The sequence below is a fragment of the Gemmatimonadaceae bacterium genome (genome assembly GCA_030647905.1).
Lineage (GTDB): Bacteria > Gemmatimonadota > Gemmatimonadetes > Gemmatimonadales > Gemmatimonadaceae > UBA4720.
This window is the reverse complement of sequence record JAUSJA010000025.1, coordinates 229557-240514: the sequence shown is the minus strand read 5'-3', so window position 1 is coordinate 240514 and position 10958 is coordinate 229557. Positions and strand designations below refer to the sequence as shown.

General features: G+C 62.3%; 8 protein-coding genes. 7 read left to right on the top strand and 1 reads right to left on the bottom strand.

Annotated features, from left to right (window positions below; all coding sequences use genetic code 11):
- Window positions 1-222 precede the first annotated feature (222 nt).
- The 3 genes from Q7S20_05885 to Q7S20_05875 all read left to right on the top strand — a co-directional run bounded on the left by Q7S20_05885 (window position 223) and on the right by Q7S20_05875 (window position 4335).
- Complete coding sequence (locus Q7S20_05885) at window positions 223-2901, top strand: hypothetical protein (protein MDO8501352.1); 2679 nt, start codon at window positions 223-225, stop codon at window positions 2899-2901.
- A gap of 126 nt (window positions 2902-3027) precedes the next feature.
- Window positions 3028-3378, top strand: a complete 351-nt coding sequence (locus Q7S20_05880; GenBank protein MDO8501351.1) for a hypothetical protein — start codon at window positions 3028-3030, stop codon at window positions 3376-3378.
- Between the two features lie 186 nt (window positions 3379-3564).
- Window positions 3565-4335, top strand: coding sequence for a hypothetical protein (locus Q7S20_05875; GenBank protein ID MDO8501350.1), 771 nt, complete (start codon window positions 3565-3567; stop codon window positions 4333-4335).
- A gap of 188 nt (window positions 4336-4523) precedes the next feature.
- Here Q7S20_05875 and Q7S20_05870 read toward each other — a convergent pair whose 3' ends face one another.
- The gene (locus tag Q7S20_05870) at window positions 4524-6167 is read right to left on the bottom strand and encodes a Fic family protein (protein MDO8501349.1); all 1644 of its coding nucleotides are present in this window, start codon (window positions 6165-6167) and stop codon (window positions 4524-4526) included.
- 257 nt (window positions 6168-6424) lie between these two features.
- Here Q7S20_05870 and Q7S20_05865 point away from each other — a divergent pair, with 257 nt between their 5' ends.
- From Q7S20_05865 to Q7S20_05850, 4 genes are read left to right on the top strand one after another with little or no spacing between them, the layout of a single operon-like run.
- Entirely contained in the window at window positions 6425-6808 is a 384-nt protein-coding gene (locus Q7S20_05865) for a cupin domain-containing protein (GenBank protein ID MDO8501348.1), read from the top strand.
- Entirely contained in the window at window positions 6805-8967 is a 2163-nt protein-coding gene (locus Q7S20_05860; GenBank protein ID MDO8501347.1) for an acetate--CoA ligase family protein, read from the top strand. The genes Q7S20_05865 and Q7S20_05860 overlap by 4 nt, the downstream gene beginning before the upstream one ends.
- A gap of 12 nt (window positions 8968-8979) precedes the next feature.
- Window positions 8980-9408 carry an OsmC family protein gene (locus tag Q7S20_05855; protein MDO8501346.1) on the top strand — a complete coding sequence of 143 codons (429 nt, stop codon included), beginning with the start codon at window positions 8980-8982 and terminating at the stop codon, window positions 9406-9408.
- A gap of 52 nt (window positions 9409-9460) precedes the next feature.
- Entirely contained in the window at window positions 9461-10942 is a 1482-nt protein-coding gene (locus tag Q7S20_05850; protein ID MDO8501345.1) for an MATE family efflux transporter, read from the top strand.
- Window positions 10943-10958 lie beyond the last annotated feature (16 nt).

Sequence of the window (10958 nt, the reverse complement as noted above, 5' to 3'; positions counted from 1 at the left end):
GATGGGCGTCACTATCGTGAGCGAACAAATCCCCGAGACTCAGGAGAGCCGAAAGATTCTTTTCGTGCAGGCCGTTCCGGGGCTCGTCGCAATGCTTCTGATACTCGCGTCTTAGAACGGCGGACTCACGAGTCCTGTAAACGAAACAGGCATTGCGGAACGCCCCCGAGTGTGAGGAAATAGGGGGGGCAGCAAATACACTACCTCGCGGGGTCGGCCGACATGGACTGGGTCATCAAGCTGGCCAACATCGCACGGTCCCGGTTCGATTCCTTCGCGCGCCGCATCGGTCCTCTCGGCGTCGTCGGGATTCTCGCGATCCTCAACGCAATTGTCGTCGCCGCGATGGGATGGCTTGAGCAACGGAAGTGCGGCGAGCTCCCGGTTCGAATCATTGACATCGAGCTCACGTTCTCAGCACACCGCTTCAGCACACTGCTGGGACTGATACGAAGCGACGAGTGCCGCGCCTTCGTTCAGTGGAACTTCCTCACGCTGGACGTCCTCTTCCCAATCGCTTACGCACTCGGGCTGTGCGCGGTGTTCCTATGGATGGAGCGACAGCGCCGGTTCAACGCGGATGGATCGCCAACGGGCGTTCCGCTCCCGTTCCGTAATCATCTCTTCGTACTCGGACCGCTTGCGGCCGGTGCGGTCGACATTTTTTTCGAGAACGTTCCGCTCTGGCTCGGTGCAACGCTGTTGGGTCGCGGCTGGACCGCCGACTCTCTCTTCATCGCCGGTCTGGTCTGCATCGGATCGCTCGGCGCCGCGATCAAGTGGGCACTCGTTCTGATGTCCGCGCTGGCGATACTCGGAGAGCTGTTGAGCTGCTCGCGGGGCACAGTTCTGCGGAGACTCCGCTTCAGCGTAATCGCCGTGGTGCTGGGATCGCTTCCTCTGCTTCTGATTGCACAGGGGCAGGACATACTCCAGCGCGTTGTCGAGGGCGATAGTCCAACAAGGCGAATAATCGGCGCACTCCTCGCGCTGACTTTCGCGGCGCAGACAGTGTGGTATTGCGGCCGCAAGCTCGTCCAGCTCCGGTTCGCCGGTGATCCTGATCCCCAGGACGGAAACTGGTACGAGTTCTTCGCCGAGCACATTCCGCGAATGCTTGGAATTGCGGTGCTCGCTCTCGGAGGCGCCGCATTCGCGCGCGCCGGTGCGGCGTTGGGCCTGTTCACTGCCGCTACCCTGGCCGGCTACCTGGTGACGTTCGCGGCGAACCGGTGGTGGCCTGCGCTGCCGCGCTTGGTCGGACGGCTCTTCGTTCACGGCTACTGGAAGATCATCGCTCACTTCGACGAGCAGATCGGCCGAGCGGTCATCGCAGGATTGCTTGCCTTCGTCATCCTCATCCCGCCATGGCGGTACGATTCGGTACCGCGAGACTTCCTGCTGCTTCGCGTCACGGCGTGGCTGCTTCTCGTCGTCGCGTGGGGGTTCTACCTCTACGTGTACTCGCGACGCGGGCGAATTGCGGCGCGCAATGCGAAGAGGCGCATACTCCCGATAGTGCGGGAAAGGCTTCCCAAGCTGGCCGCAAGTGGCTCGCTGGACCTGAAGAAGGACGTCTTCGCCTACGAAGTGCGCCACGTCGAAGCCGAGGCGGTTGCGTCGGTGGACGCAAATGCGCTCGGCCGTGCTATCAAGCGCGGCGTATTGACCGGATTGCTTGCGAGCGTTATCGCGGTTGCGGTCTTCACTTTCTGGCCGGTCGAGAGCGCGCGGGGTCTCGGGTCTCTGGTAATTCTGGCCATGGCCGCGAGCAGCGTCGTCTTCTATGGAAGCATCGCCGCCTGGGTTTACGGCAAGTACCGCGTTCCCGTCGTTCCCATCGCGATCGCGTTCGCGGTGCTGTTCAGCGTCTGGAACGAGAATCACGTGATCCGAAAGCTGAACACCGGGCGCGAGATGGTCGCCGATCGTCCAGACATCGCCACTCGGCTGAGCCAATGGCGTGCCGCGGACTCTTCACAGACTCCGAGCCCGGTGATCCTGGTGGCTGCCGCCGGCGGCGGTCTCAGGGCAGCGTACTGGACGGCGACTTCGCTCGCTGCAATCCAGAACAGGAATCACTCGTTCAATCGCCACGTCTTCGCCATCTCCGGCGTATCGGGCGGCAGTCTCGGCGCGGCGGTATATGCGGCCATCGTGCGCGGGGATTCAACGCCTCCGCCGGGGAGCTCGTCACGGACGATGCACGATTCGCGGGATCTGCTCGACATTCTTCAGTCCGACCTGCCGTTGTCAACGGCGGTTCACAACAGCGCGCGCTTTACATACGTCAGCCCGCCGGGGCGCATTCAGCGCAGTGACAGCGCGGAGTACGGACACCTGGTGGATGGCGGCTACTTCGAGAACTCCGGACTTGCGACGCTGCGCGAAGTGCTCGATGTCATCATGCAAAATCGCGCGGCCACCGGAGGGAGTCCCCGGCTCAAGCCAATCGTTCTGTACCTGTGCAACGATCCCGTATCGTGCAGGGACGGCGGCGCAGGCGATACCGTTCTGACGACCAGGCACTCCGCCGTCGTCGAGTGGTTCGGGCCGATACGCGCCCTCCTCGGAACCCGGGATGCGCGAGGGTCTCTCGCTCGCGCGGATATCGCCGACGTGGACAGCGTTCACTTCATACAGCTCAATGTCTGCGAATCCCTGCTTGCGGACGACAGCTCCAATCCGGATAGCGCCGAGCTCCTCGGGTCCAGCGAGCGCCGGCAGCGAGCGAAAGAGCGAATCGTTTCACCTCCACTGGGATGGCTCTTGTCCAAAGTGGCGCGCGATTGGATGGATGCATCGCTCACCGCGGGAGACGGCAAGGCGAGGCCGAGCAGGTGTCGGCGGAGCAACGAGCATGCTATCCAGAAGATCGACTCGTTGTTGAGGCTACATTAGGACATGGTGAGGATCCGCTGGGCACTTGCTGTGGCTGTTTGCCTTGGCTGTGCACCATCGCCTTCGCCTAGGCTCGCGCCTCACCGTTCCACAGCCGCTGAAATTCTGGCTGCCAGCGCCGATACCGTGCTCGCATTCCTCGCGTCGCCGGATCCGCGACTCCTTGTCGCTGATACGCTGACGGCGCAGGCACTCAGGCCCGCGGCCCAGCGCCGAGGATACACGATCAGCGCGACGTCGTCGCTGGCATTGTGCGGCGGCCCCGCAGGCAAGGATCAAGTCACGGGGCTGCTGGTCAAGCTCACACTAACAAAGGTCATGGATGATCGGGCCGAGGTGGTATGGTCGGGCACCTGCCACATTACGCCCCGCGGAGAGTCAGTGCCGTTGCCCTTCGGTCCTATCGGAGTATTGGAAGTCAGACGAATAGCCGGGAAATGGCTGGTGACTCGCTCTCTCGCGTACTTCGACCGATAACAGAGATTGATGAATGGAGGAACCGGGGCAATACTCTAAATGCGCACCTGCCGGTGCACCTGATCTGACCGCGAGAAGTTCCGCGACCTGCTCCAGTTCCCTCTCCGAGACGCGCCCCTGGTATGCAGGGCACCACGGCTCGTTTCACTCCTTCGTTGAGGAAACCATGAACTACAAGCTCGCCAAGTGGAGTTCAATTCTGGCGCCGCCGCTGTCGTCAGTTTCGTCGCGACGCTCCGCAGCAGCTGGAGCCCAACGCAGGCCGGAATCCAGATCCACTTCGGCCAGTATCTGTGCTCACTTGGCTTCAATGCCGACGACGGCGCCGAGCGCTCCTTCATCACGGCATCGCACTGCACCAACACCCAGGGCGGTGTCGAAGGTACACAGTATTACCAGCCAGTCAGTACGACCGACCCGACGGTGATCGCCACCGAAGTCGAAGATCCCAGGTACTTCAAAGGTGGTGCCTGCCCGCGCGGGCGGAAGTGCCGTTACAGCGACGCCGCGCGCGCACTCTACAGCACGGGCGTAAGCTCCACCCGCGGCGCAATTGCGATGACATCGGGGCCGAATAACAGCAGCCTCGACGTGGCTGGCTCGTTCACAGTCACGACGCAGGACAACACGACGACGAGCTTTGCCATTGGGGCGACCGTCAACAAGGTCGGCCGCACGACGGGCTGGACTCAGGGCAGAGTCACGAACACCTGCGTGAACACGAACGTGTCGGGCTCCAACGTCGCGCTGCTTTGCCAGACGTTCGTACAGGATGCTGGCGGCGCGGTCGTCGTCGGTGCCGGCGACAGCGGATCGGACGTATTCCGGATTACCGGAGGGAGCAAGGTGCAGATGGTTGGAATCCTCTGGGGTGGGAACTCGAGCGGCACGCTGTTCGTCTTCAGCCCTTTCAAGCAGATCCGGGACGAGTTGGGACCTATCAACGCTGTGCAGTAGAGCCTTATCAGCGGAATCGACTCTCACGCCGGAGCACACGGATCCATCTGCTCCGGCCTGCAACGGGTGGGTCAATGCGGGCGACTACATCGCACGTGGCTTTCTGCTGGTCGAAGGCGATCCGCTCGAAACGCCGCCGATGCCGTTCCGCATCGTCGAGCGATAGACCCATAAGACATCCGGGCCCTTCATTTTCGTCTGCGTGCGCCGCCCCGTTTCTGCTTCACGCTGTTCTCCATATCGTGAATGGATTGGCGAAGCAGATGCCAGAGATACCGGATGAACGGTTCAGTGTCATTGTCCACCTGTGCGCTCTCGATCGCCCGGAAGAACGCATTCCGCTCATCCGCTCGAACCGTCACCCACGGCAATCCGCCGGAAAGCAGCTCGAGATTCATCAGCAACCGTCCAAGCCGCCCATTGCCGTCGAGGAAAGGATGAATGGTCACGAATTCCAGATGCACGAGGAACGCTCGTGTCACTGGGTCAATTTCTGATTCTGCGGCAAATGTCTCCAAGCCATCTATCAGATCACGGATCTTTCGCGCATTCGGCGGAACATGGCGCCAGCCTTTGAGAGAGACAGAGCTGGTGCGCCATCCTCTCAGCTCACCAGGCTCGACTATTCCCGCATCCACGGACGGCCGGAAAAGATCCTCGTACAAGTCCAGGATCAGTGAGCCGGTAACCGGCGAGCGGTTCTTCGCACGCACGAGCACGCTGTCGAAGGCAACGGAGTAACCCTGTACGGCCATGGCCGCTCTCAGGCTTGTCTCGTCCTGTGGCCCGTCCTGTGGTGGATCGCCGCGCACAATGGCATCGACTACATCCAGCGATATGCGATAGCCCTCCATCGTCGTGCTGTGATAGGCGTCATATGCCTTCGACTGGACAGCGTTCGCAATCAGGTGCTGAAGCCTGAATGAAGGGAGCGCAGCGATCCGTGACCCGAGAAGCTTCGATATGTCCGCACTCTGCCGCTCGAGGCGCATTGCCTGCTCGTCGAGCCACGGCGATCCCGATGCTCGCGGCTGTGCAAGGATTGCGGGTGGAATGATGATCCGGCTTCCGACGCCCGTCCGCGAAGGAGGCGCCGAGCGTGTGGAAATTCGGCGAGCGGCTGCGTCCAGTTGTCTTGCGAGCGGCTTGTTGTCTATTGCTGCAGATACATCAGCGAGTCGCCGGAGCACCTGAGGACGTGGCCATTCGCTGGTCGCTCGTTCGAGGTCCGGAGTGCGAATCACCAGGTGGCGCAGCCAGGCCGTGACGGGCTCGACTCCATCGGCCACCTCAGGCTCATCCAGCGTCGCGAGAAGATCGGCCGCGCACAGAACGCGAATTCTCGCTCCGCCGGGTGCCTCCAGCTCCTGAGCCTTCACGCCGGTGATATCGCGCGGTCTCAACCGAAGTGAGAACCCCGGCTCGAGCTCGAGGAGATACTCGCTTCGGTTCGCACCCTGCTGAACCGGAAGTATGTCGGGCGCGGTGAAGTCGCCGAGGTGCAGTTTCACGGCTTCGAGGCCCACTACGGCTGACGGGTTGTAGCGGGTCAATACATTTTCCACTACCGGCCAATAGTTGGACAGAAAAACCGCTCGCCGATCCTGAGGAGGCTGAGGGACAAGGATCCACGTGCGTCGGCCGGCAACTTCCATTACAAGGCCTTCCTGCCGCAACACCGTTGCGACGCCAGCCGAGGGTGCTTCGGCTGATGAAACGACATAGCGATGGGCCCTGGCGTGCCGGCCCCACCATTTTCTGGCATCCTCCGCCGGAGTGGACCTGCGCCCGGCCTTGTCGGGAGCCGTTCGCTTGCGTGGTGAACCAGCCATTTGCCCTTCTCCTGCTTCAGTGTGTCCATCCTTCTGCCGTAGGACTGGCCGACCGTTTTTCCGTAAGATAGGCCAACCGTTTAGCCGTAACAAAGATAGCCGTCCTGCCGTAAGAATGATAGGTTACCATTCTTGCCGATGGGCGGCGTCAGGGGTTCCCTCACCGCACTTGCGGCCATGTCCCGACTGAAAGCGCCCCGTAGCACCCGTATCGTCATGGGTGAGACAGGCAACCGCTAACTGATTGGGGGCACACGATGACGGGCTACGTTGGATCAATCGAAAAAGCGACGCTGAACAATCCCTTCTTCCGCCAAGTGCTGTTCACGGGCAAGCACAGCCAGGTTGTCGTCATGTGTCTGCAGCCGGGCGAGGAGATCGGCGACGAAGTGCACGCAGCCGTAGACCAGTTTTTCCGACTGGAAGAAGGCGGGGCGAAATTCGTTTTCGACGGGAAGGAGGAATACGTCGTCGGCAATGGCGACGCGGTAGTAGTGCCAGCGGGCACACGCCACAACGTCATCAATACATCGTCCACGAAAGCGCTGCGGCTCTACACGATCTATTCTCCTCCCAATCATCCCGACGGCACGGTCCACAAGACAAAGGCAGACGCCATAGCGGCTGAAGGGGCTGAATGAACGATGTAAGCCCGAACGGCGCCCTCGACGCGCTGCTCAAGCCAACCTCCATCGCCGTCGTCGGCGCATCCCGTCAACCAAACACGATCGGTAACCAGATCGTGGCCAATCTGGTGGCACACGGGTTCACCGGCTCGGTCTATCCGGTAAATCCGAGAGCGACGGCGGTCAACTCCATGCACGCGTGGCCGAATCTCTCCTCGCTCCCGTCGCCGGTGGATTGCGCGATCGTGTGCGTACCAAAGGAGCGCGTCAACGACGTCGCCGAGGAATGTGGCGCCAACGGCGTGAAAGGATTGATCGTGATCTCGGCGGGCTTCCGCGAAGTTGGGGGCGACGGAGTAGAGCGTGAGCGGCAGCTCATGGAGACGGTTCGCCGCCATGGAATGCGGATGATCGGGCCGAATTGCATGGGCGTGATAAATACGGATCCGAACTTCCGAATGAACGGGACGTTTGCGCCGCTGATGCCCCCCGGCGGGAAGGCGGCGTTCGTGTCACAGTCGGGAGCGCTCGGCGTCAGCGTGCTCGACTACGCGACAGAGCTGGGGATAGGGATCGGGCAGTTCGTGTCCATGGGCAACAAGCCGGACGTCAGCGGCAACGACCTTCTGCTTCAGTGGGAGCACGACCCGGCGGTCGAGCTCATTCTCATGTACGCCGAGAACTTCGGGAATCCGCGCCGTTTTCTCGAGATTGCCGGCCGCATCACGCCACACAAGCCGATCGTCGTCGTCAAAGCGGGGCGCTCAGTGGTTGGTGCGCGCGCGGCATCGAGCCACACGGGCGCGCTCGCGGCCAGCGATACTGCCGTGGATGCACTGCTGACGCAGGCGGGTGTGCTTCGCGCACGTTCTGTCGAAGAGCTCTTCGACATCGCGATGGCGCTCTCTGTGCTCAAGCCGCCGCGCGGCAGACGCACGGCCGTCCTCACCAATTCAGGAGGTCCGGGGGTCCTCGCCGCTGATGCGCTCGGCGACTACAACGTGGACCTCGTGGACTTTCAACCGGAAACAGTGGCTAGGCTTCTGCCGCTGTATCCGCCGGAGGCGTCAATCCGCAATCCGCTCGACATGATCGCTTCCGCCAATGCGCAGGGATATCGGACGGCCCTCGATGCGATTCTCGAGGACAGCGGCGTGGACATGGCAGTCGCGATTTTCACTCCGCCGCTGGGCGTTCGTACGGAGGAAGTCGCGGAAGCCATCGGCGCGGCCGCCATACAGCATCCGACCAAGCCCGTCGTGTCGGTTCTGATGGGTCGTGCGGGACTTCCACAGGGGAAAGCGGAGCTGCTGACCTGCGGAGTTCCTGCGTACGTCTTTCCCGAATCGGCGGCGAGAGCGGTTGGCGCGCTTATCAGGCAAAGCGAGTGGTACCGTCGCCCGGCGCGCGCGATCCCGGACGCTTCCGCGCTTTCTGTGAACATGAATGTCGTGCGTGAGATCCTCGCTGGCGTCAGGGCGAGAGGCGAGCTCAAGCTGAGTGAAGGTGAAGCACTCGCAGTGATTGAGGCCTATGGAATACCGACTGTACGCGCGAGGCTCGCCAGAAGCGCGGCGGAGGCAGCCGAGCTTGCGGAAGAAGCCGGCTGGCCGATCGTTCTCAAGATCGTCTCGCCGCAGATAGTTCATAAGACCGATGTCGGTGGAGTGCGACTGCATTTGAACACTGCGAGCGACGTCAGGATGGCGTACGACGAAATTTTCGAGTCCGCGCGGGCAGCGGTGCCGGACGCGGAGATCGAGGGTGTTCTCGTGCAAAGGCAGTTGGCTCCAGGTCGCGAGCTCATCGCCGGCATCACGCGTCAGCCGGGATTCGGTGCGCTCGTCATGGCCGGCCTGGGCGGCGTGTTCGTCGAGGTGCTTCGCGACGTGACCTTCCGCCTCGCGCCCATAGACGCGCTCGACGCGAGCGAGATGCTGTCGGAGCTTCGGGGCGCTTCGATTCTCGATGCGCTCCGTGGACAACCCGCGGCCGACCGGGACGCCGTGGGGGACGTGCTCGTTCGCGTGGCAAGGCTCGGCGTGGATTTCCCGGAGATAGAGGAGCTGGACATCAATCCGCTGGTCGCCTCGGCCAGCGGCGCAATTGCGGTTGACGCGAGAGTGCTGCTGGCTGCCTGCGATCATGACGGGCAAGAGCATTCTACTTCTTAAAGGCGGGTTCCAATGAAAGAGGGCAACATTCGCGCACCGATAGTGATCACCCACGAGGGCGGGATGCAATTCGCCGCCAAGGTGCGTTCGCACCGCATAGTGACAGACCAGCCGGAGCGTGCGGGTGGGACGGATTCCGGACCGACGCCGATCGAGCTGCTCGGTGCATCCCTGGGAAGCTGCATCGCCTTCTACGTCCAGCAGTTCTGCCATGCCCGGGCGCTTCCGTATGAGGGAATGCGGGTGGAGGTAGAGCAGCGTGGCGAAAAGAATCCGGCACGCGTCGGAGAGTTTGTCGTGCGAGTGCTGATGCCCGCCGATCTACCGGAACAATACACGCCGATGCTGGAACGGGTCGTAAGGAGCTGTCCCGCGCACAACACTCTCGCGAATGGGGCCGCGATGAAAATCGAAATCGTGATGCCTGCCAGCGTGATCTGACCGACAGGTTCAACCCAATGCTTCGACGGGGCTCGACCCGTAGATTCATGGGGTGACGCAGCCAGCCGCCGATGTTCCCTCTCCGGCTCTGACACCGCCGGAAACACCCACTTCGCCCGCGCCGGCCGTCGCGCCTGCGCGCTCCCGCTACGACCGCTCCATCGTCGAAGGCCCCCTTCTCCCCGCGGTGTGGAAGCTCGCGTGGCCGACGATGCTCACGAACATCTTCGGCGGACTCCAGGGAATCATTGACAACATCATGGTTGGCCACCTCGTCGGCTACAACGCAAACGCCGGCATCGGAGTGGCGAATCAGATCTGGATCGTCATCATCGTCTTCATCATGTCGGTGTTCACTGGCATGAGCGTGCTCGTCGCGCGATTCGTCGGCGCCGGCAATGAAGAGATGGCCGACCGCACGGTCTATCAGGCATTCCTCACTGCGACCGCGATCTCGGTCGGCGTCCTCGCACCCGTCGGCTATTTCGCTGCTCCGACGCTCCTTCGACTGGTCAACGCTGCGCCAGAAGTTCAGGCGCAAGCGCTCCCGTTCCTGCGCATCATGCTCGTCTTCTCGAGCGGCATGCTCGTCTTCTTCATGCTCAGCGGCGCACTCCGCTCAGCCGGTGACGCGCGAACTCCCATGATGATGGGAATCGTGATGACGCTGATGAACATCGCGTTCAATATCGTGCTCATTCGCGGGCTCGGTCCGATCCCCGCGTACGGCACCGCCGGCGCAGCGATGGGGACCGTGCTTGCGTCCAACATCCTCGGCGTGTACTCGCTCTGGAAACTGTGGAGCGGAGGATGGGTGGTTTCATTTCCGCGCAAGCACGGGTTCGGGCCGGATTGGGGGATCATCAAGTCGCTGTTCAAGTTCGGCCTGCCGACGGGACTTCAGGGAATCGCGATGAACATCGGCGGTCTCCTGATGCTGTCGTTCGTCGGCTCACTGGCGCAAAGCGCCGAGGCGCAAGCGGCGTTCGCCGTGTCGTACTCGCAGCTCTTCTCGCTGATCACGTGGACCTCCGTCGGACTGCTCGGCGCCGCATCCGCCGTCGCCGGGCAGAACCTCGGCGCCCGGAATCCCGAGCGTGCCAGGGAAGGCGTTCACGTCGCCGCGCGAATCGCGTTCACCGGCGCCGCGTTCATCGGCCTCTTCTTCCTGTTCCTGCCGCGCCAACTGCTCGAGATATTCGGGATGAATCAGCCGGGCGTGGTGGAAATCGCCGTAAGCCTGCTGCACGTGCTGAGCGTTTCGGGACTGCTCGTCTCCGTCGCGCTCGCGTACACCGGCGGGCTGCAGGGAACCGGGGACACCAGGAGCCCGTTCTACATCTCCATCGTCTCGCAGATCATCGTGCCACTCGGTGCGTGTTTCGTGATCAGGAGAGTGAGCACGCTGGATCCGATAGATATCTGGCTGGCGATTCTGGCGGGCCACGCGACACGGTGCGCATTGAGCGTCATGAGGTTCAATCAGGGCAAGTGGCGGACGATCGCGGTGAACATCGCAGAGCACCACCGATGAAGCGGGATGCCGCAGT

What these genes read in the sequence shown, in the direction of transcription:
- Q7S20_05885 (MDO8501352.1), top strand. Translation starts at nt 223, where the DNA reads ATGGACTGGGTCATCAAGCTGGCCAACATCGCACGGTCCCGGTTCGAT.
- Q7S20_05870 (MDO8501349.1), bottom strand. Translation starts at nt 6,167, where the DNA reads ATGGCTGGTTCACCACGCAAGCGAACGGCTCCCGACAAGGCCGGGCGC.
- Q7S20_05865 (MDO8501348.1), top strand. Translation starts at nt 6,425, where the DNA reads ATGACGGGCTACGTTGGATCAATCGAAAAAGCGACGCTGAACAATCCC.
- Q7S20_05860 (MDO8501347.1), top strand. Translation starts at nt 6,805, where the DNA reads ATGAACGATGTAAGCCCGAACGGCGCCCTCGACGCGCTGCTCAAGCCA.
- Q7S20_05855 (MDO8501346.1), top strand. Translation starts at nt 8,980, where the DNA reads ATGAAAGAGGGCAACATTCGCGCACCGATAGTGATCACCCACGAGGGC.